Source organism: Streptomyces sp. NPDC054842 (assembly GCF_053611025.1).
This window is the reverse complement of sequence record NZ_JBSGZN010000009.1, coordinates 138,109-162,257: the sequence shown is the minus strand read 5'-3', so window position 1 is coordinate 162,257 and position 24,149 is coordinate 138,109. Positions and strand designations below refer to the sequence as shown.

Genomic DNA, 24,149 nt, shown 5'->3' with positions numbered 1-24,149 from the left:
CAGGAGCCGCACATGGAAACCACCAGACGCACGGTCATCGCCGCCGCGGCGGCCGCGGGACTCACCGCCGCCACGGTCGGGACGGCGCACGGCGCGGCCGTCCGCAAGCCGGTGAGGGAGCTGTTCGGCACGCTCGCCGACGGCACGAAGGTCCACCGCTGGTCGCTGCAGAACGGCGGCACCCGGCTGAGAGTCCTCTCGTACGGCGGCATCGTCCAGTCCCTGGAGATCCCCGACCGCCACGGCCGGCACCGCAACGTCTCCCTCGGCTTCGACACCATCGAGGAGTACGTCGCCTCCAGCCCCTACTTCGGGGCGCTGATCGGCCGTTACGGCAACCGCATAGCCAAGGGCCGGTTCACCCTCGACGGGAAGGCGTACCAGCTCGCCGTCAACGACGGGGAGAACAGCCTGCACGGCGGGGACAAGGGCTTCGACAAACGCGTCTGGGACGTCGAGGGGTTCACCTCCGGTTCCGACGTGGGCCTCGTCCTGCACTACACGAGCGTCGACGGCGAGATGGGCTACCCGGGCACGCTCCGCGTCAAGGTCACCTACACGCTGACCCGGCACGGCGACTGGCGCGTCGACTACGCGGCCACCACCGACAAGGCCACGGTCGTCAACCTCACCAGTCACGTCTACTGGAACCTGGCGGGTGAGGGCAGCGGGTCGATCTACGACCACGAGCTGAGCATCGCCGGCTCCCGCTACACCCCCGTCGACTCGGGCCTGATCCCCACCGGCGAACTGGCCCGGACCGCGGGCACCCCCTTCGACTTCCGCCGCGCCAAGACCGTCGGCGAGGACATCCGGGAGGGGCACCAGCAGCTCCTGTACGGCCAGGGCTTCGACCACAACTGGGTGCTGGACAAGGGCAGTACGGCCAGGCCCGAGCAGGTCGCCGTCCTGCGCGACCCGTCCTCCGGCCGCACCCTGAGGATCGCGACGACGGAGCCGGGGCTCCAGTTCTACTCCGGCAACTTCCTGGACGGCACGCTGGTCGGCACCGGCGGACGCGTCTACCGGCAGGGCGACGCGCTGTGCCTGGAGACCCAGCACTTCCCGGACGCGCCGAACCAGCCGTCGTTCCCGTCCACGGTGCTGCGGCCCGGCCAGACGTACCGGACGACGACCGTGCACTCCTTCGGGGCCTGAGCGTCCCGCTCCGGGGGGTCTGACGTTTCCTGTGGGGCTTTGGTCGCCCCGACCGCCGAATCCTCACCGAACGCACACGAGTTGAACAGCGCCACCTCCGTATCCGTATGAGAGGGCGGCCCGTGCTCCCCCGGCACGGGCCACCCGGGACGGAGGGCCCGTCCTCCCCGACCGGGCCCGCCACCGACGGAGGTTCCATGGCCGACAACGTCACCTCGCTGTTCCGCAGCACGGCGGCGCACAGCCCCTCGATGGCCGCGCTGACGCGCGAGGGCGACGGGGCCGGTCCGGTGGACTTCTGCATCCCCTGCAACCCGTACTTCCCGACGCCCGCCATGTTCGACGACCTGGCGGGCCGGCTGCGCGAGATCATCACGTACTACCCCAGCAGCGCCGACACGATCACGGCCGAGCTGTGCAGCCTGCTCCGGCTGCCGCCGCAGTGCGTGGCGATGGGCAACGGCTCGACCGAACTCATCACCTGGATCGACCACTTGCTGGTGCGCGAGTCCCTCGCGATCCCCGTCCCCACCTTCGGCCGGTGGACGGACCAGCCGATGGAGACCGGCAAGCGCGTCGACATGTTCCCCCTCCAGGAGTCCAGCGGCTTCGCGCTCGACCTCGCGCAGTACGCGGAGTTCATCCGCGCCCGGGGCTCGCGCGTCGCCGTCATCTGCAACCCGAACAACCCCGACGGGGGGTTCCTGCCCCGGCACGCGGTGGTGCAGTTCATGGACGCGATGGCGGACCTGGACCTCGTCATCGTCGACGAGTCGTTCCTGGAGTTCGCCGACGCGGAGTCCGAGCCGAGCGTGGTGGAGGACGCGGTGATGCGGCCGAACGTCATCGTGCTGCGCAGCCTCGGCAAGAACTTCGGCCTGCACGGCATCCGCTTCGGCTATCTCGCCGCCAACCCGGCACTCGCCGGGAAGGTCCGCTCGATGCTGCCCAAGTGGAACCTCAACTCCTTCGCGGAGACGGTGGTGTTCATGCTCCGGGAGCACGGCGCCGAGTACCAGGAGAGCCTGCACATGGTCCGCCGGGACCGGCTCGACATGGCCCACCAGCTCTCCGCGCTGCCCGGACTGACGGTCTACCCGTCGCAGGGCAACTTCCTCTTCGTGCGCCTGCCCGTCGGCGCGGAGGGCACCGTGGTCCGGGACCGGCTGCTCACCGAGCACCGCATCCTGGTCCGCGAGTGCGGCAACAAGATCGGATCGTCCAGTCGCTTCCTGCGGCTCGTGGTGCGCCCCCAGGTGGACGTGCGTCGCCTGGTGTCCGGCCTGGAACAGGTGCTCTACGGGACCAGGAGGGGAGCCGCCGTGCCCGAGCCCGGCCATGGGACCGGCTACAGCTCGGGCACGGCGGCGGTGGACCGGCTGGTCGGCGCCACGAACGGGGCGGGCATGCCGGGGCTCGCCGCCCAGGCCGGTGCCTGGCCCGGACAGCCGCCCGGGGCCATGCCCCATCTCGCACCCGCCCCGGCACCGGCCGCCGTGCTGCCCGCCCCGGCCGCCGCCATGCCTGACTGGGCACCGGCGCCCGCCGCGGGACTGACGGCCGTCGCCCAGGCCGCCGGGCCCCCGGCCGCCCCGGACCCGCTGACCGGCGGGACGGGCGTGGCGTACGGCGGCGGCGGACCGACGGGGCTGGGGGCCGCCGGCGGGCTGACCGCCGCGCAGGTGCGGGGCTACACGCAGCCGCAGCCACCGCAGCAGCCCCAGGCGCAACCCCAGCAGACCGGCTGGCCCGCGGCCGGGGGCATGTACAACCAGGTCGGTTAGCCACCTCGGCCGAGCCGGGCGGGGCAGGCGCACGCGCAGGCCGCCGAAGGTGTCGCCCCGGGCTACGGCCTGACCAGGGAGAGCCACCCCGGCAGGTCGACCTCGGCCCGCACGGTCTTGCCGGGCGGGGGCTGCCGGTCGACCACCTCCCACCGGTCGGCGAGCGCGCCGACCAGGACGAGGCCGCGGCCGGTCTCGTCCAGCGGCCCTGGCGCGCGCACGTCTCCCGGGCCCGGCGGCCGGGTGTCCGCGTGGGTGTCGGCGACCTCGACGCGGACGCTGCCGGGCACGAGCGCCAGGCGCAGTTCGAAGTCCCGGCCCGGCACCCGCCCGTGCGTCACCGCGTTGGCCGCCAGTTCCGCCACGATCACGGTGACGGCCTCCGCGGCGGCGGTGTCGAGCGGGACGCCCCAGGCGTGCAGCTGCGCCAGGGCGAGGTACCGGGCGAGGCGGGCGCCCCGGGGAGTGGAGCTGATCCGCTGCGTGAACACACGTACGGTGACCGGGCCTCGCGGGGTCGAAGGTGCTGTCATGCGCTCAATCTGACGGCTCCCGCGTCCACTTCACCAGGTCGGCGGCGCGTACGCCGCAGGAGCGTACGCGGTCACGGGCTGGACAGTACCGGTGACGGGCCGTGACCATGTGCACGGGAGGTGACCGGGGTGGTCGATGGAGTAGTGGGCGCGGGCGCGAGCGAGCCGGAGTCGTCCGACAGTCTGCGGACCTTCGGCGCGGTGGTCCAGGCGCTGCGGGAGCACGCCGGGCTGAGCCGGGAGGAGTTCGCGGCCCTGGTGCGGTTCTCCAAACACACCGTGGCGTCGGTGGAGTTGGGCAGGCGGATGCCGGATCCCGCCCTGGTGGACCGGGCGGAGGAGGTACTGGGCAACACGGGCGCCCTCCGGAAGGCGGCGGGCCACCTGGCACGCCAGCCGGGACTGGCGGCGTGGTTCCGTCAGTGGGCGCGGATGGAGTCCGTGGCCGTCACGTTGTGCACGTACGAGTGCCGGATGGCTCCGGGACTTCTGCAAACCGAGGCGTATGCGCGGGCGTTGGCCGCCGATCAGCTGCCCCCGCTCGATGACGCCCAGATCGAGGAGCGGTGGGCCGCGCGAGCGGAACGGCAGCGGCTGTTGCGGGAGCGACCGAACACTGCCTTCAGCTTCATTGTCGAGGAGAGCGTGCTTCTTCGGCGCACCGGTGGCGCCGAAGTCATGCGCGGACTTGTCGATCACATGTTGGAGGCGGCACGGCTGCGGAACGTGGAGATCCAGATCATGCCTCTGGTCCAGGAGTCCCACGCCGGACTCCAGGGGCCCATCCGGGTACTGGAAACCCCCGAGAACCGGTGGTTCGGCTACAACGAGGGTCAGGAGAGCGGCCAATTGATCTCCGACCTAGAAGTGGTCAGCGTCCTCCAGGGCCGGTATGCCAGGATGCGTTCGCAGGCACTCGGGTTTCGGGACTCCACGAGCCTGTTGCAGCGGATGCGAGGAGCATTATGAGCACGAGCGAACTGGCCTGGTTCAAGTCGAGCTACAGCAGCGCATCCGGCGACGACTGCGTAGAGGTCGCTCTCACTCCCGTCGTCGTGCACGTCCGGGACTCCAAGGCGCCGTCGGGCCCGCGGCTCGCGCTCTCCCCGGACGCCTGGGGCGCGTTCGTGTCGCGGGCCCGGCTCGGCTAGCCCTCGGGCGGGGCCAGCCGGATCACGTTCCAGGAGAGCGGCTCCAGGACGGCGTGCAGCGTGCCGTCGCGGAGGACGGTGCCCTCCACCGCGTGGGGGGCAACCCGCTCCGGGGCGTCCAGGGTGTTCCCGGCCTCCGGGTCGGCGTCGGCGAGCGCGCTGTGCTCGACCACCGAGGCCAACTCCATGCCGTGCAGAGCGACTTCGAGGGGCAGCGGCTCGCGCTGGTCGCGGTTGACCGCGAAGACCGTGACCGAGCCGTCCCCGGCGCGCACCGCGGTGGCGTGCAGCAGGTCCGCCCGGCCGTACTTCCGCGTCTCGTACGTCGGGGAGTCCACCCGGACGTCGAGGACCTGGCCGCGCCCGTACCTCGACGCCTGGGCGAAGGGGAAGAACGTGGTCTGCCGCCAGGCCGGCCCGCCCGGCTCCGTCATGATCGGCGCGATGACGTTGACGAGCTGGGCGAGGCAGGCGACGGCCACCCGGTCGGCGTGCCGCAGCAGCGCGATGAGCAGGGAGCCGAACACCACCGCGTCGGTGACGCTGTACCGGTCCTCCAGCAGCCGCGGCGCCTCGGCCCAGTCGGCCCGCCCGACCTCGGAGTCCGCCCGGGACATGTACCAGACGTTCCACTCGTCGAAGGAGAGGCCGATCCGCTTCTTCGACTTGAGGCGGGCGCCGACGTGGTCGCAGGTCGCCACGACGTTCTCGATGTGGGACTCCATGTCGACGGCCGAGGCGAGGAACGAGTCGCGGTCGCCGTCGAGTTCCTCGTAGTAGGCGTGCAGGGAGACGAGGTCGACCAGGTCGTACGTCTCCTGGAGCACGGTCGCCTCCCAGGCGGCGAAGGTCTCCATGCCCTGGGCGGAGGAGCCGCAGGCGACCAGCTCCAGGTCCTTGTCGAGCTGCCGCATCGCGCGGGCGGTCTCGGCGGCGAGGCGGCCGTACTCCTCGGCGGTCTTGTGGCCGGTCTGCCAGGGCCCGTCCATCTCGTTGCCGAGGCACCACGTCCGGATGCCGAAGGGCTCCTTGTCGCCGTGCGCGATCCGCAGGTCCGACAGGGCGGTGCCGGCCGGGTGGTTGGCGTACTCCAGGAGTTCGAGCGCCTCGGCGACCCCGCGCGTGCCGAAATTGACGGCCATCATCGGTTCGACCCGCGGGCCGATCCTCCTGAGGAAGGCGATGTACTCGGAGAGGCCGAAGCGGTTCGTCTCGGTGGAACGCCAGGCGAGGTCGAGCCGTCGGGGCCGCTCCTCCACGGGCCCCACCGAGTCCTCCCACCTGTGGCCGGAGACGAAGTTGCCGCCGGGGTAGCGGATGGTGGTGACGCCGAGTTCGCGGACCAGGTCGAGGACGTCCCCGCGCAGGCCCGTCTCGTCGGCGGTGGGGTGGCCGGGCTCGTGGATGCCGGTGTAGACGCAGAGGCCGAGGTGTTCCACGAACGAGCCGAAGACGCGGGGGTCCACCTCGCCGACGGTGAAGGCGGGGTCGAGGGTGAAGCGTGCCGTGTCGCGCATGGTCGCCCTTCTAGGGGAGTTGCGGGGCCCTTGTCGGCGTGGTCACCGGCCCCGCCGGGCCCCGGGGGGTGAGGGCGCCGCGCCGAGGACCCCGGGTGGCCGAGGACGCCACGAGGCCGCCAGGTGAGCCACCCGCGAACGTGGGCCCTGTCGTCTCAAGTGCCCTGCGTCCCGGGTTCGTTCGAGATTTCGGCGTGCGGCCGTGGCATCGAACGGACCGTAGAATCGAAGCGCTTGCGCGTCAATGCCTCGCGTGCAACTGCCGGACGGAGTAAGGGACATGCCCTGACCGCGCATCCGGCGGGGCCGACGCTCGCGCCGCGTACAGGGCGTGGCGCCGGACACCGCGAGGCCCCCGTCCGGACGGTGCCGGACAGGGGCTCGGGGCGGCCGGACTAGCCGGCGAAGGCGGGCTGGGCGAGGCCCTTCCCGGCGCCCGGGACCACCAGCACCGAACCGCTGAGCGGGTGCGGTGCCCGAAGTCCCGTACGGGCGGTGGTGATGTAGAGGTCGGTCAGGTCCGCGCCGCCGAACGCGCAGGCGGTGGGGCGCGGGACGGGCAGTTCCACGACCTGGTCCAGCTTCCCGGACGGGGCGTAGCGGCGGACCGCCCCGCCGTCCCACAGGGCCACCCACACCGCGCCCCCGGCGTCCACGGTGAGGCCGTCGGGGGACCCGGAGCCGTCCTCGATCTCCGCGAACGGGCGCCGGTTCACCGGCAGTCGGTCCTCGTCCACGTCGAAGACGTCGATCCGGCGGGTCGGCGTGTCGATGTAGTACATCAGCCGCCCGTCGAGGCTCCACCCTGTGCCGTTGCTGACGGCGACGTCGTCGAGCACGGTGCGCACGGTGCCGTCGGGACCGATCCGGGACAGCGTGCCGCCGCCCGGCGCCTCGTCGTACCGCATGGTGCCGGTCCACAGGGAGCCGTCGGGGGCGACGGCGGCGTCGTTTCCCCGGCGGCCCGGCACGGGCTCGCGGTGCAGCCAGCGGAAGCCCTCACCGGAGCCCGGCGGCCCGTAGAGCGCCACGCCGTCCCGGAGGTTGACCACCAGACCGCCGCCCACCCGCGGTTTGGCGGCGCCCACGTGCTGCTCGGTGGCCATGACCGTCGCGCGGCCGGTCACCGGGTCGTAGGTGTGCACCCGGGAGCCGAGGATGTCGACCCAGACCAGCCGCTGCCCGGCGGTGTCCCACGTGGGGCCCTCCCCGAGCGCCGCGTACGCGCGTATCGCGACGTCGGCCTTCATGCCACGTTCCGGTGGCCGAGCCGCTCGGACAGGTCGGCGGCGCCCTTCGCGGCCAGCTCCTCCAGCTCACCGAGCCGGTCGTCGCTCCAGCGGATCATCGGGACGGAGATCGACAGCGCGGCGACGACCTGCCCGGTACGGTCCCGCACGGGGGCCGCGACGCAGCTGACGTCCGGGTTGGACTCCCGGCTCTCCACCGCGACACCGCGCCGGCGGATCTCGGCGAGGGCCTCGCGCAGGGCGGCGGGCTCGGTGATGCTGTTCGGCGTCATCGCGGCCAGCGCCGAGTCGTCGGGGATGCGCGAGCTCAGCTCGGAGTCGGGGAGCGAGGCCAGCAGCATCTTGCCGACGGAGGTGCAGTGCGCGGGCAGCCGGCGCCCGGCGGCCGACACCATGCGCACCGCGTGCGTGGAGTCCACCTTCGCGATGTAGATGACGTCGGTGCCTTCGAGGATCGCCACGTGCACGGTCTCGTCGCAGGTCTCGGCGACCGAGCGGGCGACCTGCTGGCCCTCGGCGGCGAGGTCCAGCTGCTCGGCGTAGCGGCTGCCGAGCTGGTACGGCCGCACCCCGAGCCGGTAGCGTCCGGGCTGGCCCGGCACCTGGACGATGTACGACCGGGCGGCGAGTGTGGTGACCAGCTCGTGCACGGTGGTGCGCGGCAACTGGAGCCTGCGCACGATGTCGGGCGCGGAGAGCGTGCCGTCTCCGTCCAGGAAGAGCTCGAGTATGTCGAGAGCGCGGGTCACGGCAGGTACGAGGCGTCCCACGAGCGGCCCCTCCCTTGTGTTCGAAATTTCAACAGACGATCGGGATGACGAACACAGGCTAGTCATCCAGGCCGGACCGGGCAATGGCCGAGCGGGGGCGGGCGTTCCGGACAGCGCTCGGCGGGGGCCCGGTTCGGCCGCGGACCGGTGCCGGACCGGGCGCGGGCGGGGGCGGGACCCGGCGCGGGCCGAGGCCGGACCGGCTGCGAACTGGTGCCGGACCGGGCCTGGGCGGGACCGGGCGCGGGCTGAGGGCTGTACCGGGCACGGGGTCGGAGAAATGCCGGAAGGCGGACCGGCGACTCGCGCACCGGGCGGATCGGCAACCCGGCGGATCGGCGTCCCACCGGGGCCGCCGTCCTTGTCACCGGCCCCGTCGAGCCCGGCCCGCGTCAGCGCCTGCCGCGGGGCCACTCCCCGCCGGCCCCCGGGTCAACGCCTGCCGCGGGGCACCCCCAGCTCCCCCCTCAGCCGTTGGGCGCGCAGGACGAGTTCCAGCTCGAACCGCCGGTCCGGGTCGTCGACCTCGTCGCCCCACAGTTCCCTGATCTGCCGCAGCCGGTAGCGGACGGTCTGCGGGTGGACCCCGAGGCGGGCGGCGACCTCGGGGGCGCCGCCGCGCGTCTCCAGCCAGGCCAGCATGGTCTCCGCGAGGCGGCGGCCGTGGGTGGGACCGCAGTGCGCGAGCGGGGCCAGGCAGCGCAGCGCGAGGTCGTCGATCAGCTCCTCGGGCTGGAGCAGGACCAGTGCCTCCGTGTGTTCCGTGCAGTGCAGCACCTCGCCGCCCGGCAGCAGCCGCCGCTCCATCAGCCGTACCGCCGCCTCCGCCCAGCGCAGCGACTTCGCCGCGTCGACCAGCGGTACCGGTGGCCCGATCGCCCCCGCCCAGCCGGTGAGCGCGCGGTGCAGCAGTTCGGGGCGGCCCGCGGCGTCCGGTTCCGGCACGACCATGCGGGGCTGCTCGTAGTCCATGTCGAGGAGGACGCCCTGGCCCACGGCGGGGGCGACGGCCTCGCGGGCGGGGCGCAGCAGCACCCCGACCGCGACCCTGTCGGGCAGCGGCCAGCCGATCCGGGCGGCGCGCTCGGCGAGGGCGTCGGTCGGGTCGCCCCGGCTGTGCTCGGCGAGGAGCAGCTCCATCAGGCGGCGCTGGAGGCGCAGCCGCTCGCCGGCCTGGCGGGCCGCCGCCTCCGCGTAGCCGCGGACGGACTGGTCGACCAGCCCGTCGAGGTACTCGTAGCCCGCGTCGACGAGTTCGTACATCGCCGGCGGCGGGATCTCGACGCGCTGCCCGATCTCGGCGAACCGGCGCCAGGCGAGCCGCACCCCGAGCCGGTAGATCGCCTGGAGCGAATCGAGGCTGCGGCCGTTCAGCCCCTCGCCGCGGCCGAACTCCTGGAAGACCTCGGGGTGGACGCGCGGGCGGCCCTCGGCGGTCTCCAGGTGCTGGACGAAGACCTCGATCGCCCGGCGGATGCCGATCAGTGCCATCGGTTCGCCGGAGTCGTCGAGCACGACGGGCAGATGCGGGTACTCCCGGCGGATCTCCCGCAGGATCTCCTCGGCGAGCACGGGCGCCTCCGCCATCGCCAGCGCGGCGAACTGCCGTACCTGGAGGGGCGGAACGTCACGCCAGGCCGAGCGTGCGGTGACCGTCCCCGGGCGGGAGGTCACGGTCAGCGCTCCCGGGCGGCATGCTCGTAGGTGATCAGCGGGGTGTCGGGCTGGTCCGGAGTGGCGTCGAGCAGCGCCACGATGCCGAACGCGGCGCCCACGGCGAGGGCGGCGGCGGCCACGACGGTCAACGCGGCGGCGAGCAGTCTGGACATCGCAGGGTCAGCCTCTCTGTCGGAGGTCGTCCCCACCCCGGCCGCCCGGCCGGGAGACCGAGCGTCCTGCCTGCCCCACACCGGCCCCGTCCGGCAAGTGCCCAGTCTCGGCAATGCATTGACACTTCGTCAAGGGTGCGCCTACGGTTCCCGGCCCATACCGCACGTGCACTTTCCCTCCCGGTGTCGACGCACGCGTATCCGCTCGTACCACCACGTATCACCCGTGTGCCGAGCCGACTCAAGCCACTGGAGTGCCCGGATGCGCCGGACTGCCCGCCTGTCCCCCGACCACCACCGCCCACGGACGTCCTCCGGGCCGCGCCCGCCGGTCTCCGTCTCCCTCCTCCTGCTCGGCGTCGGCACCTTTCTGCTGGTCCTGGCCCCGATGCTCGCCTGGTACGTGCAGCCGCGCGCCGCCGTGAACCCCGTCGACATCGACACCACCGCGGTCTACACCGGCACCGGCAGCGTCTTCGACGTCGAGAAGGTCGAGACCGTCCCGGACCAGCGGATCACCGTCACCCAGCGGGTGCGCGGCGACGTCGCCGACAGCGAGCGCAGCGGCCGGGCCGTCTGGGACGTGACGACGACGGTCGACACCGACAAGTCGCTGCCCGCGGCCGACCCGCACGACGCCCTGGAGTTCGTGCCGCACCGGTGGGTCACCGACCGCAGGACCAACGCCCCGGTGCACTGCTGCCGGGAGAAGCCGTACATCCAGGGCGAGGCCTACCTCAAGTTCCCCTTCGACGTGCAGAAACGCGCCTACCGGTGGTGGGACAACTCCCTGGGCGCGGCGGTCACGCTGCACTACCGGGACACCAGGAAGGTCCAGGGGTACGAGGGTTACCGGTTCACCGGCAGCGTGCCGGCCACCAGGACCGGGACCAGGCTCGTACCGGGCGCGATCGTCGGGCAGCCGAAGCGCAGCCAGGTGCTCGCCGAGGAGTGGTACGCCAACCACCGCGTCGAGCTGGTCGTCGACCAGCGCACCGGCCGGGTGCTGTACGCGCAGGTGGGCCCCCGCAAGACGCTGCGCGCCCCGGGCGCCCGCAAGGACGCGGCGGTGCTCCTGGACAGCAGGAAGCTCGCGTTCACCACCGCCACCCAGAAGGACCAGGTGAAGCAGGCGAGGTCCGAGAGCGGCCAACTGCGCATGGTGGGGCGGACGTTGCCCGTGGGGGCCGCGGTGCTGGGCTTCCTGCTCGCCGCGGCGGGGGCCGTTTTGGTGGCGCGCGGGCGCCCGCGTCCCGATACGCCCGACTCCTCCCGTTCAACCCTCACGAAGTGATGTGCCGTCAGCTCCACAAAGCCCCGAAATTGTCACGCCCGTGAGTAGCAGCAACGAACGGCTGGGCGAAAACTGTCCACTCCACCCGCACACAGCCCGCTCACACCCCGACCACAGCCGGCTCCCGTGTCCCCCCACGGAACGGCACCGACCGAGAACCGAGAACCGAGATCCCGACCGGCGGACCGAAGATCCGCACCCGCTCCACGCCCCTCCCCCCACGCTGAGTTCCGCACCCTGAGACGAGTTGGAGCACCCATGCCCCAGCACGTGCCTTCCTCGCTGCGCGACGCGTTCCCGCGCTCCGCGCAGTACCCCCCGGCGCTCCCCCCACACCCGCGCCGCATCGTCTTCCTCGCGCACCGCGACCTCGGGAACCCCTCCGCCGGCGGGTCCGAACTCCTGGTCGACCGGCTCGCCGACGGACTCACCCGCCTCGGCCACCAGGTCACGCTGCTGTGCGGAGGACCCGCGTCCTACCGCGACTACCGGGTCGTCTCGGCGGGCGGCGACCTCGGCCACTTCCTGCGCGCCCGCTCCGCCTTCCGGCGCCAGGTCGGTGACTGCGACCTGCTGGTCGAGGTGTGCAACGGCATGCCGTACCTGGCCCCGCTGTGGCACCACGGACCCACGCTGTGCCTGGTCAACCACGTCCACACCGATCTGTGGCGGATGCGCTTCGGCGGAGCGCTGGCGCCTGCCGCGCGGCTCGGCCGAAGACTCGAACACTGGGCGCTGACCGGAGCGCAGCGGCGCAACCTGGTGGTCGCCGTCTCCCCCTCGACCGCGCACGCGCTGCGCGCGCTCGGGGTCGAGCGGGACCGGATCCGGGTCGTGCACAACGGGGTCGAGGAGCCCGGACCGAGGTCCCCCCGCTCGCCGGAGCCGCTGTTCCTGGCGATGGGCCGGCTCGTCGAGTACAAGCGGATCGACCTGCTGCTGCGGCTGTGGGAGCGGGTGCGGCCGGTCACCGGCGGCCGGCTGGTGATCGTCGGCGAAGGCCCGGAGCGGGAACGGCTGGAACGGCTCGCGGGTCCGGGCGTCGAGTTCGCCGGCCGGGTGTCGGAGGCCGAGAAGCACCGACTGCTGTGCGCGGCGTGGCTGCTGCTGCACCCCTCGGCGGTCGAGGGGTGGGGGCTGGTCGTCACCGAGGCCGCCACCCGGGAGACCCCGGCCATCGCCTTCGACGTCCCCGGGCTGCGCGACTCCGTGGTGGACGGCGAGACGGGGGTGCTGGCGCGCGGCGAGTCCTCCTTCGCGGCCGCATGGTGCGCCCTCGCGCTCAGCGGCCACCGGCGCGCCCGGATGGGCGCGGCCGCCCGCGACCACGCCGCCCGGTACCGCTGGGACCACACGGTCCGCCGGTTCGGAGCGGTGGCCGCGGAGGCGGTGAGGAGCTGGACGCCATGAGCAGCCCGCCCGGCGCGAACCGGACGGACGGACGAGGCGGTACGGGGACCGACGGCGGTACGGGGACCGACGGCGGTGCCGGTACGGGTACCCACACGGGTACGGGTACGGGTGCCGACACGGGTGCCGGTACGGGTACCGACGCCGGTACGGGTCCGGGTACCGATGCCGGTGCCGGTCCGGGTGCCGACACGGGTACTGGTCCTGGTACCGACGCCGATACGGGTACCGGTTTCAGTGCGGGTACCCACACCGGTACCGCCGGTCCGGGTACCGGTACCGACACCGACGCCAAGAGGGGTGCCGGTGCCGCTACGGGCGCTGGTGCGGGTGCCGACCCGGGTACGGGTACGGGTACCGACGCCGGTGCCGATACGGGTACCGATGCCCGCACGGGTCCGGGTGCCGGTCCGGGTACTGATGCCGGTGCCGGTCCGAGTGCCGACGCCGGTGCCGGTCCGGGTACCGACACCGGTGCCGATCCGGATACCGGTACCAACGCCAATACGGGTACCGGTGCCAGTGCGGGCACCCACATCGGTACCGCCGGTACGGGTGCCGGTACCAGTACCGACGCCGGTCCAAGTACCAGCGCGCGTACGGGTGCCAGTACCAGTACCGGTCCGGGTACCGGCCCCGGTACCGACGTCGGCGCCGATACAGGCGCCGCCACCGCCGCCACCGTCGCCCCCGCAGAGGCCCGTCACCGTACGGGGTTCAAGGACCCCTCCCTGCGGAGGTCCCTCGCTCTCTTCCGGGCCTTTCTGCACGAGCAGGACGACCCCGCCGCCTGCTACTCGCTGCTCGCCCGCGACGCCGCCGACCAGGTCGAGGCGTACGGCCCCGTCCGCGGCCGTACCGTCGTGGACGTCGGCGGCGGGGGCGGCTGGTTCACCGCGGAGTTCCGCCGCCGCGGCGCACAGGCGTACCTCTTCGAACCCGACGTCGCGGAGCTGGGCCGCAAACCGCCGGACGGGGCGGTCGTCGCCGACGGGTACCTGCTGCCGCTGGCCGACGGGGTCGCCGACGTCTGCTTCTCGTCCAACGTCCTGGAGCACGTGGCCGACCCGCAGACCTTCCTCAGCGAGATGGTGCGGGTGACCCGGCCCGGCGGGCTGATCTACGTCTCCTTCACCAACTGGCTCTCCCCGTGGGGCGGTCACGAGTGGGCGCCCTGGCACTACCTGGGCGCCGAGCGCGCACGGGCCCGCTACCGCCGCCGTACCGGGAGGCCCGCCAAGCACACCCTCGGCGAGAACCTCTTCGCCGTCCACATCGGCTCCACCCTGCGGCAGGTCCGCGCCCGCGACGACGTCACGGTCGTCTCGGCGCGCTCCCGCTACTGGCCGTTCCTCGCGTCCGCCGTCGCGAAGGCGCCGGGACTGCGCGAGTTCGCCACCTGGAACCTCCTCCTCATCCTCCGGCGGTGTCCACCATGACGAGCACGGTCCAGGCCCCACCCCCGGCAGCCGTCCGCCCCGCCGCCACCGCCTCCGGTCCGCCCGAGGGTCCGCGGTCGCGGCGGTGGCTGCTGGGGTTCTGGGCCGTGGTGTTCGTGCTGTTCCTGGCCGTGCACCCCGGCCGGACGACCTTCGACACCAAGCTCGGCGTCGCGCTGGACCCCTGGCAGTTCCTCTCCGACCTCGGGCAGCTGTGGCACGACCGGGGCGGTTTCGGCGGCATCCAGGACCAGTACGTCGGCTACGCCTGGCCGATGCTGCCGTTCTACGGGCTGTGCAAGCTCGTCCACCTGCCGGTGTGGCTGGCGGAGCGGCTGTGGCTGTCGGTCGTCGTGTCCGTCGCCTTCTGGGGCGCGCTGCGGCTGGCGGAGCGGCTGCGCGTCGGCACGCCCGCGTCCCGGCTGCTCGCCGCGACGGCGTACGCGCTGTGGCCGGTGTTCACGATCGTCGTCGGCTCCACCTCGGCCGCCGCCCTGCCGGGCGCCTTCCTGCCGTGGGTGCTGCTGCCGCTGGCGGACGAGCAGTACGCCGCCCGGATCGCCGCCCTGCGCTCGGCGCTGATCGTCCCCTTCATGGGCGGGGTGAACGCGGCCGCGACCCTGGCCTCCCTGCTGCCCGTCGGCCTGTACCTGCTCTCCCGCCCGCGCGGGCCCCGGCAGCGCAAGCTCATCGCCTGGTGGGTGCCGGGCGTGCTGCTGGCGACGGCCTGGTGGGTGGTCCCCCTGCTGCTGCTCGGCGTCTACGGGGAGAACTTCCTCCCGTACGTGGAGACCTCGCAGACCACGACCGCCACCATGTCCGCCACCGAGACCCTGCGCGGCGCCGGGAACTGGGTCGCCTATCTGCACTTCGGCGAGGCCTGGCTGCCGGCCGGCTGGACCGTCGTCTCCTCGGTGGCCGTGGTCCTCTGCTCGGCGCTCGCGGCGGCCCTCGGCCTGGCCGGTCTCGCGAGACGGGACCTGCCCGAGCGCCGGTGGCTGGTGCTGACGGTGCTGACGGTCGCCCTCATCACCCTTGCCGGGTACGGCGGTTCGTTCGGCGCGCCCTTCCACGGCACCGTCCAGGACTGGCTGAACGGCTGGCTCGTCCCCTTCCGCAACATCTACAAGTTCCAGACGGGGCTCGCTCTCGCGCTCGTGCTGGGGCTGGCCCATCTGGTCGGCGTCGCCTCTTCGGAGCGCGGGGCCCGCCGGGTGCGCGGGCGCCGTCTCGCCCCGCTGGCCGTGGCGGTCCTGATCCTGCCGGGGCTCGCCTGGCCGTATCTCAACGGGTCGATCCTCAACCCGGGTTCGTTCCGGGAGCTGCCCCGGTACTGGCAGAGCACGGCCGACTGGCTGGAGAAGCACTCACCGGACTCCCGGGCCCTCGTCGTGCCGGCCACCGCGCACGGCATCTACACGTGGGGCTCCCCCATCGACCAGCCGCTCGACGTCCTCGCCGACACCCGCTGGGCACAGCGGGACTACGTCCCCTTCGGCACCCCGGGCAACCGCCGGGCCATGGACGCGGTGGAGCAGTCCCTGATGACGGGCGCCGAGGTGCCGGGACTGGCCGACTACCTGAGCCGGGCCGGCCTGTACTACGTCGTCGTCCGCAACGACCTCGACCCCGACCAGCTCGGCCACGTCCCCACCGCGACCGTGAAGCGGACGCTGGAACAGTCCGGGTACCGGCGGGTCACCGGCCTCGGGCCCGTGACGACCGGCGGCCGGATCGCGGACGACACCCCGTTGCAGGTCGAGGGCCTGTACCCGCGCCAGCGCGCCGTCGAGATCTACGAGCCGGCGGACGCGGACGTGCCGCGGCCCGGGCAGGCCGGACTCAAGGCGGTCGCCGACACCGCCGTCGTCTCCGGCGGACCGGAGGCGCTGCTCCCGCTGGCCGCCGACCCCGGGATGCGGAACAGGGCCGCGGTGCTGACCGGTGACAACCACCCCGGTCTCGGCACCCCGCCGGTGCAGGTGCTCGGCGACGGGCTGCGCCGCGCCGACACCCGCTTCGGCCTGGTCAACTCCAACACCTCGTACACGTACACGCGTGACCAGCGCAACGACGAGGACAGCGCGCAGGACGCGGGTCGGAAGCCGCACCAGATCCTGCCGGTGACGGGCGTGGAGCACCAGACGGTGGCCGAGCTGCGCGGCGCCCGCTCGGTGACGGCCTCGTCGAGCGGCAACTGGCTGTTCCACCTCCCCCAGTACGACCCCGTGAACGCCTTCGACGGCGACCCCGGCACCGCCTGGGCCGAGGGCGCGGCGGACTCGGCCGACGGGCAGTGGCTGCGCATCGGGTTCACGGGTTCCGTGGACGTGCCGTCGTCGTTCCGGGTGACGCCGCTGCCGCAGGACGGGGTGCGGTCGGCGCCCACCCGGGTCCGGATCGAGACGGAGAAGGGCTCCGCGACCAGCTTCCTCCAGCCGAACGGCATGACCCAGCGCGTCAAGGCCCGCGCAGGTGCCACGAGTTGGCTGAAGGTCACCATCGTCGACTCGACCGCGCGGCACCCCGGCCTCACCGGCGCCGGCTTCTCGGAGATCGACCTGCCCGACGTCCAAGTGACCCGGCTGCTGCGGCTCCCGACGGACGCCGCCGGCTCGGACGCAGCCGCCGGGATCGTCTCGCTGCACCGCACGTCCGACCCGACCGGGCTGTCCCCGACGGGCACCGAGACGGGCCTGCACCGCCGGTTCACGGCCTCCGCCGCGGGCAGCTACGAGGTGCGGGCGAGCGCGGTACCCGTCCCCGGCGAGGAACTCGACCGGCTGCTCTACGAGGTCGCGCCCGGGCAGCGGAGCCGGATCGTCGCCACGGCGGACTCCACGGCCCGGCTCGGCAGCGGACTGTCGGCCCGCAACCTCACCGACGGCGACCTGACGACGGCGTGGATCGCGGGCGGCAGTCCCGTCATCCACCTGCGCTGGCCGGACAAGCAGGCGGTCGGCTCGATCGTGCTGGCCCCCGCGGGCGGCCTGTCCACCCGGCCCACGAAGATCAGCGTCAGCTCCCCGGACGGCGCCGTGATCGCCGCGGTCGACGAGAACGGCTGGGCCCGCTTCGACCCCATCACGACCGACCGGCTCGACATCACGGTGACGGAGAGCGCGCCGCTCACCGTCCACAACCCGGTGGCGGACGACGACCTGCAACTGCCGGTCGGCCTCACCGAGGCGTACATCCCGGCCCTCGACCAGTACCGCACCCGGCAGCCCTCGCCGTCCCGGACCTTCTCGCTCCCGTGCGGGAAGGGACCGGTCCTCGCGGTCGACGGCGAGCTGTACGAGACGGCCGCGAAGGGCACGGTACGGGACCTGACCGAGCGCCGGCCCGTCGAGCTGACGCTCTGCCAGGAAGGTTCGGCGGACCCGGCACTGCAACTCGGTACCGGTTCCCACCGCGTCGAGGCCGGGGACGCGGGGCCGCTCGCCGTGACCGACGTGACGCTGACCCACGGGACGGTCGCGGAGGCGTCCACCGCAGGGCGTGAGCTGCGCGTACGCGACTGGCTCGGCGACCGGCGCGAGCTCACCGTCGGCGCCGGCGCGGCCTCCTACCTGACGACGTACGAGAACGCCAACGACGGCTGGGAGGCGACGCTGAACGGCCGGAAACTCACGCCGGTGCGGCTCGACGGCTGGCAGCAGGGCTGGCGCATCCCGGCCGGCGCGGGCGGCACCGTCAAGCTGTCGTACGGCCCCTCGACCGTCTACGAGGCCGGGCTGATCGGCGGCGCGGTCGCCGTGGCGCTGCTCGCCGGGCTCGTCCTGTGGCGCCGCCGCTCGCCCGATCCCGACGAGCCGGGGCCCGTGCCGCCGGGTCCGGGCCCGTGGCTGGGCGTGGTCGCGCTCACGCTCGTGGGCGTCGTGATCGCCGGGTTCCTCGCGCTGCTGGTGCCGCTGCTGGCGCTGCTCGCCGTGAAGCGGCACGCCCTGCTCGTGCCGGTCGCCTTCCTCGCGCTCACCGGGGCGGGGATCACCGCGGCCACCGTCGCCGGGTCACCGCCCGGGGCGGACGCGGGCGCCTTCCACCCGGTGGCCCAACTGCTGGCACTGACCGCGCTGTTCGCGGCGCTGGTGAGCGTCCGGGAGACCGCGCCGGGGACGGCGGGCCCGACGCCGCGGTGGGAGGCGCCACCGGCGTCGGAGGCCCCCACCGCTCCCCTGCCGCGCCGCCGCAGGGGCGAGGACGACGGCCCGGGGACGGACGCCCGCCGCACCGGCGGGGACCCGCCCGCGACCCACGCCGAGAGCGGACCCGGGGAGGGCGGCGGGGCGCCGCCGCCTCCGCCCGCGCCCTGGGCGCCCGCCGACGCCTCCTCCGTACCGGAGGCGCCGCCGCGGCCCGACGCCGATCCGCCGACCGCCCGGATCGGCTTCCGCAAGCCGCGGCCGGCGGCGGCACCCTCCGAGGACACGGACCGCCAGGACGACACGGGGAAGGGCGAGGCCACATGACCGCTGTGCAGCATCCGGCGCGGGACGGCACGAACGGTCCTCCCGGACGGTCCCCCGCGCGCGTGCCGTTCCCCGTCGTGGACGAGATCGCCCGGCACTGCCAGCAGGGCGAGGAGCCGGAGACCGTCCACATCGAGGTCCATCTGCCCGGCCGGCTCGACCGGTCCCGTCTCACCGCGGCCTTCACGGCGGCCCTGCGCCGGCACCCCCGCATCCTGATGCGCGAGGCCGCCGGCCCCTGGTACCGGCGGCGCTACGAGTGGGAGCTGACCGGGGACCCGGACGTCGAGGTGGTGGCCTTCCCGCCGCCGGGCCGCGACGCCCTGAAGCACGCGCGACAGCGGGCCCTGGACAACTCCCCGCCGCTGTCCGCGTCGCCCCCGATCCGGCTGGAGGTCGTCGAGGAGGACGACGGCGACGGCGGCTCCCGCGGCACCGTCCTGGTCCTCACCGTCAACCACACCGCGCTGGACGGCCCCGCCTGCCTGCGCGTCCTCGCCACCGCGGCCGAGCTGTACGGCGGCCGGGACAACGCCCCCGCCGCGCCGCCGGTGCGCGTCCCCGACCCCTCGCCCGCCGCCGCGCCGCAGGCCGCCACCGGCTGGGCGCCGCCCGCCAGGGTCGCCCGCGGCACGCCCGAGCCCTCGCCCGGCAACGGCCTGCTCGTCACCGAACTGCCGGTCCCGCGCCGCCCCAAGGGCTCCCCCTACACGGTGAACGACCAGCTGATGGCGGCCACCGCCCTGATGATCACCCACTGGAACCGGGAGCACGGCGCCCGTCCCCGCCCGCTGCGCATCACGATGCCGGTCGACGACCGCCCCCGGGGCACGGACATGCCGATCGGCAACGGCACCCGGCTCGTCGAGGTGCCGTTCGGGCCGGAGGAACCCGACCCGGCCCACATGCGCGAACTGCTCCGCCGCACGGCGGACCGCACGCGCGCCCTCAAGTCCCTGCCGCGCCCCCAACTCGGCCACGGGGCGGCGCTGCTGACCGCCCCGGTGGTGCCGGTCGCCTGGCGGGCCGCCGCCACCCGGGGGCTCCGGCGGGCCGTGGCACCGTGGACGTCCACCACGCTGCTGAGCAACATCGGCCGCATCCCGTACTCCCTCGACTTCGGGGAGGACGCAGGCCGCGCGCACGCGGTCTGGTTCTCCGCGCCGGCCCGCATGCCCCGCGGCCTGACCGTCACGACCGCGTCCACCGCCGGCCGCCTCCACGTTGCCCTGCGCTGGTCGCGCTCGCTGCTCGGGCACGGCGACGGCGCCCACCTGCGCGACCTCTTCGAGCAGTGTCTGCACGCGACGCAGGAGGGCACGTGACCACGACCGCCCCGGCCCGGCGGGACCTGCGGGACTTCTACGAGGACCCGGCCGTCCCCGTCGCCTCCGGCACCCCCCGCAGCCTGCGCCAGGCCCGCATGCTGGCCGCCGCGCTCGGCCCGGCCACCGAGGGCGCGCGCACCGTCCTCGACATCGGCTGCGGCGACGGCACCGCCGCCGCCACCGCGGCCCCCTACCTCGCCGGGCACCGGCTCGTCGGCGTCGACTGGTCCCAGGACGCCCTCAGGCGTGCCCACGCCCGGCTGCCGTACGCCGTGCGCGGTGAACTCGGCGACGGCGGGCTGCCGTTCGCGACCGGGGCGGCCGACGCGGTCCTGTTCAGCGAGGTGATCGAGCACCTCGTCGACCCCGACGCCGCGCTGGACGAGATCCACCGGGTGCTGCGCCCCGGCGGCCACCTGATGCTCTCCACACCGAACCTCGCCGCCTGGTACAACCGGGCCCTGCTGCTCGCGGGCGTGCAGCCGGTGTTCTCGGAGGTGAGCCTGCGGGCGGTCCACGGCCGTCCGGGCCGGGAGGTCGTCGGCCATCTGCGCCTGTACACGGCGCGCGCGCTGCGGGAGTTCGCCGCCGCGTCGGGCTTCGAGGTCGTGGCGCTGCGCGGCGCGCCGTTCCACGGCGTACCGCGTCCGCTGCGGCCCCTGGACCGGCTCGCCTGCGCCGTCCCCTCGGCGTCCTCGATCCTGCTGCTGCACGCGCGAAGGACGTAGCCGATGTGGTGGGGAGTGGCCGCGGCCCTGCTGGCGAACGTCCTGTACAGCACCGGATTCGTCCTGGAGAAGCGGGCGCTCGCCGCGCTGCCGGAGGTGGACATCCGCCGCCCCGCCCGCCTGCTGCGCCTGGTCGTCGGCTCACCCCTGTGGATCGGCGGCTCGCTGTCCCTGGCCGCCGGGTTCGGGGCGCAGCTCGCCGTCTACCGCACGCTGCCGATCGCCGCCGCGCAGGGCATCTTCGTCTCCGGCCTGGTGCTGCTGGTGCTGCTCTCGGCCCGGCTGCTCGGCGAGGAGACGACCGGCCGGGAGCGGTACGCGCTCGGCGCGATCCTCGCCGCGCTGCTGATGGTGGTGCTGTCGCTGAGCGAGGACTCCGACTCCGTCGGCCGCGGCGCACCGGCCCCGCTGATCCTGCTGGTCTGCGTGCCCTCGCTGGCGGCGGGCCTGTGGCTGTACGGCTCCGCCGAGCGCCGGGCCCGCCACCGGCACCGCATGCCGACCACCGGAGTGGAGTACGGCGTCGCGGTGGGCCTGCTGTACGGCGTGAGTTCCCTGGCGATCAAGGGCGTGTCGGGCTACCTGACGACGCGCGGGCCGGGCTCGGCGGCCCTGGGGCTGCTGCGCTCGCCGTACCCGTATCTCCTGCTGTTCACCGGCGTGTTCGGCCTGGTCATGTCGCAGGCGGCGCTCCAGCGCTGCCGGGCCTCACTGATCGTGCCGGTCTGCACGACCGTGACGTGTCTGTTCACCGCGGTGCTCGGGACCCTGGCGTTCGGCGAGGCGCTGCCGCACGAGCCGGTGCGGCTCGCCCTGCGCCTCGCGGGAACCGCGCTCGCGGTCTCCGTCCTGCTGGTCATGCCCAAGCACGACACCGCTCCCCGACCCATCGCCGGCGCCAAGGAGTTGACCCCGTGAACCCGGACGACCCGCTGCTGAGGATCCTGGCCTGCCCGCTCGACAAGGGGCCGCTGCACCTGCTCGCCGCCGACCCGTCGAAGGCCGCGGCGGCGGAGGAGGCGCTCTACAACCCGCGTCTGCGCCGCCGCTACCCGATCGTCGACGGCATCCCGCAGCTGCTCCCGTCCTCCGGGGAGCAGGTCACCGAGGACGAGCACGAGGACCTGCTCGGGCGGATGGCGCCATGACCACGCTGGCCGCCCGCCTCGCCCCGTTCCTGCCGGTGCGCCTGGTCGCCGCGGGCGCCCGGCTGGTCTACCCGCGCTTCGAGCCCGAACTGGCGCGGCTGGCCGAGCTGTGCCCGGCGGACTGCGACACCGCGGTCGACGTCGGCGGCTGGTACGGGCCCTGGACGCGGCTGCTGTCCCGGCGGGCCCGGCGCGTGGTGACCGTGGAGCCGGTCCCGCACCTCGCCCGGCTGGTGTCCTCGGCGGGCTTCCCCGGCGTCGGCGTGATCACCGCCGCCGCCTCCGACCGCACCGGCACGGCCCGGCTGTGGCTGCCCGCGGGCGACCCCGGCGACCGGGGCGTGTCCTCGCTGGTCCGCCGGGACATCCACGCCCGTGCCGTCGAGGTCCCCTGCGTCACCCTGGACAGCCTGGAGCTGAGCGGCGTCGGCTTCGTCAAGATCGACGTGGACGGCAACGAACTGGCGGTCCTGCGCGGCGCGGACGCCCTGCTGGCCCGCGACCGCCCGGCCCTCTTCGTCGAGCTGGAGTCCCGCATCCAGCCGGTCGCCCCGGTCGTCTCCCACCTCGCCGAGCGGGGGTACGCGGGCTGGGTGCTGCCCGGCGACACCTGGCGCCCGCTCGCCGGCTTCCCCCTGGAGGAGCACCAGGCCCGCACCGCGCACGTGGTCTCCCGCGGCCTGCTGCGCCGGGTGCTGCCGTGGCGCGGGCCCCGGTACGTGAACTCGGTGCTGTTCCTGCCGGACGGCCGCCGTCCGGGCGGGGACCGGGTACGCGACGATGGGTCCCATGCCGGACAGACGACCCGCCACCCCGTTCACCCCCCTCGACTTCCAGCTGGTCCTGCTGCGCCGCATGGCCGACCACAACCCTGACCTGGTCGAGGACGCCCGGCACGAGCTGGGCGCCTCCCTCGCGGACATGCGCGAGGCCAACCGCCGCTGGCAGGCGATGCTGCGCTCCCCGCGCTCAAGGGGCGCCGCCGGCCGCTACCGTTCCGTCCTCGGCGCCCCGGAGTCCGCCGAGGAGCGCAGGATCGGCGACCTGGACTGCGAGGCCCTTCTCTGGCCGGTCCCGCTCTGGCCGGACCTGCGCTTCGAGGTGCTGCTCGCCCCGAACGGCGTGGCCTGGAACGAGTGGCTGGTCCGGGCCCCGGGCGCCGCGGGCCCCGCGCTGCGCACGCTGGACGACCTGCGCCCCTGGTCCTGCACGGTCGACGAGGCGGCCCGCGCCTTCGCCCCTGCGCGCCCGCTCCAGGGCAGCGCGCCGACCCGCTGGGGGCTCGCGTTCACGGCGCGGGACGGATCGGGCGTGCCGCGGTCGTGCGCCGCCGAGTTCACCTGGGGGCTGCTGCAACGGGTGGCGGTCAGCGAGCGGCCCGGATGACGGCCTCCGCGACGACGTGCAGCGACTCCGGGTGCAGCCAGAGGAACAGGTTCGGCTCGACCAGTTCGAGTTCCATGACCCGCGGCTCGCCGTCGTCGCCGTCGGCCAGGTCGACCCGGGCGTAGAGCAGTTCGGGGGCGGCGCCCTCCCCGCCCGCGGCGGCCACGACGGCGTCCGGGACGGCGGCCAGCGCCCGTTCGGCGACCAGGAGTTCGGCGGGCGTCACCTCCCAGTCCTGGAGCTGCGGGTGCGGCACCTTGACCCCGTCGTAGGGCGTCCCGGGCTCCAGGACGGCGGCCTTGCGGCTGGCGTGCAGGAAGCGCCCGCCGAAGAACTGGAGCGCCCGCTCCCCGGTGACGTCGATGTTCGGCAGGTAGGGCTGCACCATCGCCGTCAGGCCCTCGGCGTGCATCCGGGCGAGCTGCCGGGCGGCCGTCTCCCGTTCCGCGGGGGTGTAGCGGGCGGCGAGACGGGCGCCCGCGCCGGCGGTGGGCTTCACCACGAACTCGTGGTCCTCGGGGAGTTCGAAGGTCTCGCCCGGGGCGACGTAGCGGGTCGGGACCACCGGCACCCCGGCCGCCGCGAGGTCCCCGAGGTAGCGCTTGTCGGTGTTCCAGCGCACGACGTCCGCCGGGTTGGCGAGCCGGGTCAGCTTCCCGCACAGCTCCGCCCACGCCACGAACTCGGCCACCCGCCAGCTGTAGTCCCAGGTGGACCGGATCAGGACGAGGTCGAACGCCGCCCAGTCGACCTCCGGGTCGTCCCAGTACGCGACGACGGCGTGCGCGCCCGCGTCCTCCAGGGCCTCCTTCAGGGCGGGCAGGTCCCGGTCGGCGTTGCCGCCCTCGCCGGGCCGGTAGGTGACGAGTGCGACTCGGGCACGGACTGTGGTGCGGGCCACGGTGGCTCCATCCTCAAGTGTTCCGGCGGTCCAGCCGCAGGCTAACAAGCG

At 74.1% G+C, this 24,149-nt stretch carries 21 protein-coding genes; 14 read left to right on the top strand and 7 right to left on the bottom strand.

Going from position 1 to position 24,149, the window contains the following annotated elements:
* The first annotated feature begins 12 nt into the window (after positions 1–12).
* Together ACWGIS_RS09950 and ACWGIS_RS09945 are read left to right on the top strand one after the other, a co-directional pair.
* Complete coding sequence (locus ACWGIS_RS09950) at positions 13–1,158, top strand: aldose epimerase family protein (protein ID WP_453361883.1); 1,146 nt, start codon at positions 13–15, stop codon at positions 1,156–1,158.
* A 197-nt stretch (positions 1,159–1,355) separates the two neighbouring features.
* Positions 1,356–2,942, top strand: coding sequence for a pyridoxal phosphate-dependent aminotransferase (locus tag ACWGIS_RS09945; protein WP_453361882.1), 1,587 nt, complete (start codon positions 1,356–1,358; stop codon positions 2,940–2,942).
* A gap of 62 nt (positions 2,943–3,004) precedes the next feature.
* Here ACWGIS_RS09945 and ACWGIS_RS09940 read toward each other — a convergent pair whose 3' ends face one another.
* The gene (locus ACWGIS_RS09940; protein ID WP_453361881.1) at positions 3,005–3,475 is read right to left on the bottom strand and encodes an ATP-binding protein; all 471 of its coding nucleotides are present in this window, start codon (positions 3,473–3,475) and stop codon (positions 3,005–3,007) included.
* Between the two features lie 129 nt (positions 3,476–3,604).
* Here ACWGIS_RS09940 and ACWGIS_RS09935 point away from each other — a divergent pair, with 129 nt between their 5' ends.
* Together ACWGIS_RS09935 and ACWGIS_RS09930 are read left to right on the top strand one after the other, a co-directional pair.
* On the top strand, positions 3,605–4,444 hold the full coding sequence (locus ACWGIS_RS09935) for a helix-turn-helix domain-containing protein (RefSeq protein WP_453361880.1): 840 nt from the start codon (positions 3,605–3,607) through the stop codon (positions 4,442–4,444).
* The gene (locus tag ACWGIS_RS09930; RefSeq protein ID WP_453361879.1) at positions 4,441–4,626 is read left to right on the top strand and encodes a DUF397 domain-containing protein; all 186 of its coding nucleotides are present in this window, start codon (positions 4,441–4,443) and stop codon (positions 4,624–4,626) included. The genes ACWGIS_RS09935 and ACWGIS_RS09930 overlap by 4 nt, the downstream gene beginning before the upstream one ends.
* Here the strand turns inward: ACWGIS_RS09930 and arfA are convergent.
* The 5 genes from arfA to ACWGIS_RS09905 all read right to left on the bottom strand — a co-directional run bounded on the left by arfA (position 4,623) and on the right by ACWGIS_RS09905 (position 9,992).
* Positions 4,623–6,143: an arabinosylfuranosidase ArfA gene (gene arfA / locus ACWGIS_RS09925; protein ID WP_453361878.1), complete on the bottom strand. Its 1,521-nt coding sequence runs from the start codon at positions 6,141–6,143 to the stop codon at positions 4,623–4,625. The genes ACWGIS_RS09930 and arfA overlap by 4 nt on opposite strands.
* A gap of 395 nt (positions 6,144–6,538) precedes the next feature.
* Entirely contained in the window at positions 6,539–7,393 is an 855-nt protein-coding gene (locus ACWGIS_RS09920) for an SMP-30/gluconolactonase/LRE family protein (RefSeq protein WP_453361877.1), read from the bottom strand.
* Positions 7,390–8,163 carry an IclR family transcriptional regulator gene (locus ACWGIS_RS09915; RefSeq protein WP_453361876.1) on the bottom strand — a complete coding sequence of 258 codons (774 nt, stop codon included), beginning with the start codon at positions 8,161–8,163 and terminating at the stop codon, positions 7,390–7,392. Before ACWGIS_RS09915 ends, ACWGIS_RS09920 begins: the two co-directional genes overlap by 4 nt.
* A 432-nt stretch (positions 8,164–8,595) precedes the next feature.
* Positions 8,596–9,837: a PucR family transcriptional regulator gene (locus ACWGIS_RS09910; protein ID WP_453361875.1), complete on the bottom strand. Its 1,242-nt coding sequence runs from the start codon at positions 9,835–9,837 to the stop codon at positions 8,596–8,598.
* Positions 9,838–9,839: 2 nt separating this feature from the next.
* Positions 9,840–9,992, bottom strand: coding sequence for a hypothetical protein (locus ACWGIS_RS09905; protein ID WP_355790522.1), 153 nt, complete (start codon positions 9,990–9,992; stop codon positions 9,840–9,842).
* Positions 9,993–10,254: 262 nt separating this feature from the next.
* On the opposite strand from ACWGIS_RS09905, the gene ACWGIS_RS09900 reads away from it, so the two are divergent.
* The 10 genes from ACWGIS_RS09900 to ACWGIS_RS09855 all read left to right on the top strand — a co-directional run bounded on the left by ACWGIS_RS09900 (position 10,255) and on the right by ACWGIS_RS09855 (position 23,197).
* On the top strand, positions 10,255–11,286 hold the full coding sequence (locus ACWGIS_RS09900; RefSeq protein ID WP_453361874.1) for a DUF3068 domain-containing protein: 1,032 nt from the start codon (positions 10,255–10,257) through the stop codon (positions 11,284–11,286).
* A gap of 258 nt (positions 11,287–11,544) precedes the next feature.
* Positions 11,545–12,696 carry a glycosyltransferase family 4 protein gene (locus ACWGIS_RS09895; protein ID WP_453361873.1) on the top strand — a complete coding sequence of 384 codons (1,152 nt, stop codon included), beginning with the start codon at positions 11,545–11,547 and terminating at the stop codon, positions 12,694–12,696.
* Positions 12,697–13,427: 731 nt separating this feature from the next.
* On the top strand, positions 13,428–14,135 hold the full coding sequence (locus ACWGIS_RS09890) for a class I SAM-dependent methyltransferase (RefSeq protein WP_453361917.1): 708 nt from the start codon (positions 13,428–13,430) through the stop codon (positions 14,133–14,135).
* Positions 14,132–18,607: an alpha-(1->3)-arabinofuranosyltransferase domain-containing protein gene (locus tag ACWGIS_RS09885; RefSeq protein ID WP_453361916.1), complete on the top strand. Its 4,476-nt coding sequence runs from the start codon at positions 14,132–14,134 to the stop codon at positions 18,605–18,607. Before ACWGIS_RS09890 ends, ACWGIS_RS09885 begins: the two co-directional genes overlap by 4 nt.
* Complete coding sequence (locus ACWGIS_RS09880; protein WP_453361872.1) at positions 18,604–19,932, top strand: condensation protein; 1,329 nt, start codon at positions 18,604–18,606, stop codon at positions 19,930–19,932. The genes ACWGIS_RS09885 and ACWGIS_RS09880 overlap by 4 nt, the downstream gene beginning before the upstream one ends.
* Entirely contained in the window at positions 19,929–20,663 is a 735-nt protein-coding gene (locus ACWGIS_RS09875) for a methyltransferase domain-containing protein (protein ID WP_453361871.1), read from the top strand. The genes ACWGIS_RS09880 and ACWGIS_RS09875 overlap by 4 nt, the downstream gene beginning before the upstream one ends.
* Positions 20,664–20,678: 15 nt before the next feature.
* Positions 20,679–21,581, top strand: coding sequence for a hypothetical protein (locus ACWGIS_RS09870; RefSeq protein WP_453361915.1), 903 nt, complete (start codon positions 20,679–20,681; stop codon positions 21,579–21,581).
* Entirely contained in the window at positions 21,578–21,811 is a 234-nt protein-coding gene (locus tag ACWGIS_RS09865) for a Trm112 family protein (protein ID WP_453361870.1), read from the top strand. The genes ACWGIS_RS09870 and ACWGIS_RS09865 overlap by 4 nt, the downstream gene beginning before the upstream one ends.
* Positions 21,808–22,686, top strand: coding sequence for an FkbM family methyltransferase (locus ACWGIS_RS09860; RefSeq protein WP_453361869.1), 879 nt, complete (start codon positions 21,808–21,810; stop codon positions 22,684–22,686). Before ACWGIS_RS09865 ends, ACWGIS_RS09860 begins: the two co-directional genes overlap by 4 nt.
* Complete coding sequence (locus ACWGIS_RS09855) at positions 22,592–23,197, top strand: hypothetical protein (RefSeq protein ID WP_453361868.1); 606 nt, start codon at positions 22,592–22,594, stop codon at positions 23,195–23,197. The genes ACWGIS_RS09860 and ACWGIS_RS09855 overlap by 95 nt, the downstream gene beginning before the upstream one ends.
* Here ACWGIS_RS09855 and ACWGIS_RS09850 read toward each other — a convergent pair.
* Complete coding sequence (locus ACWGIS_RS09850; RefSeq protein ID WP_453361867.1) at positions 23,178–24,098, bottom strand: ATP-grasp domain-containing protein; 921 nt, start codon at positions 24,096–24,098, stop codon at positions 23,178–23,180. The two genes, ACWGIS_RS09855 and ACWGIS_RS09850, sit on opposite strands and share 20 nt — an antisense overlap.
* Positions 24,099–24,149: the final 51 nt, after the last annotated feature.

What these genes read in the sequence shown, in the direction of transcription:
- ACWGIS_RS09950 (WP_453361883.1), top strand. Translation starts at nt 13, where the DNA reads ATGGAAACCACCAGACGCACGGTCATCGCCGCCGCGGCGGCCGCGGGA.
- ACWGIS_RS09945 (WP_453361882.1), top strand. Translation starts at nt 1,356, where the DNA reads ATGGCCGACAACGTCACCTCGCTGTTCCGCAGCACGGCGGCGCACAGC.
- ACWGIS_RS09940 (WP_453361881.1), bottom strand. Translation starts at nt 3,475, where the DNA reads ATGACAGCACCTTCGACCCCGCGAGGCCCGGTCACCGTACGTGTGTTC.
- ACWGIS_RS09930 (WP_453361879.1), top strand. Translation starts at nt 4,441, where the DNA reads ATGAGCACGAGCGAACTGGCCTGGTTCAAGTCGAGCTACAGCAGCGCA.
- arfA (WP_453361878.1), bottom strand. Translation starts at nt 6,143, where the DNA reads ATGCGCGACACGGCACGCTTCACCCTCGACCCCGCCTTCACCGTCGGC.
- ACWGIS_RS09920 (WP_453361877.1), bottom strand. Translation starts at nt 7,393, where the DNA reads ATGAAGGCCGACGTCGCGATACGCGCGTACGCGGCGCTCGGGGAGGGC.
- ACWGIS_RS09905 (WP_355790522.1), bottom strand. Translation starts at nt 9,992, where the DNA reads ATGTCCAGACTGCTCGCCGCCGCGTTGACCGTCGTGGCCGCCGCCGCC.
- ACWGIS_RS09900 (WP_453361874.1), top strand. Translation starts at nt 10,255, where the DNA reads ATGCGCCGGACTGCCCGCCTGTCCCCCGACCACCACCGCCCACGGACG.
- ACWGIS_RS09895 (WP_453361873.1), top strand. Translation starts at nt 11,545, where the DNA reads ATGCCCCAGCACGTGCCTTCCTCGCTGCGCGACGCGTTCCCGCGCTCC.
- ACWGIS_RS09885 (WP_453361916.1), top strand. Translation starts at nt 14,132, where the DNA reads ATGACGAGCACGGTCCAGGCCCCACCCCCGGCAGCCGTCCGCCCCGCC.
- ACWGIS_RS09880 (WP_453361872.1), top strand. Translation starts at nt 18,604, where the DNA reads ATGACCGCTGTGCAGCATCCGGCGCGGGACGGCACGAACGGTCCTCCC.
- ACWGIS_RS09860 (WP_453361869.1), top strand. Translation starts at nt 21,808, where the DNA reads ATGACCACGCTGGCCGCCCGCCTCGCCCCGTTCCTGCCGGTGCGCCTG.
- ACWGIS_RS09855 (WP_453361868.1), top strand. Translation starts at nt 22,592, where the DNA reads ATGGGTCCCATGCCGGACAGACGACCCGCCACCCCGTTCACCCCCCTC.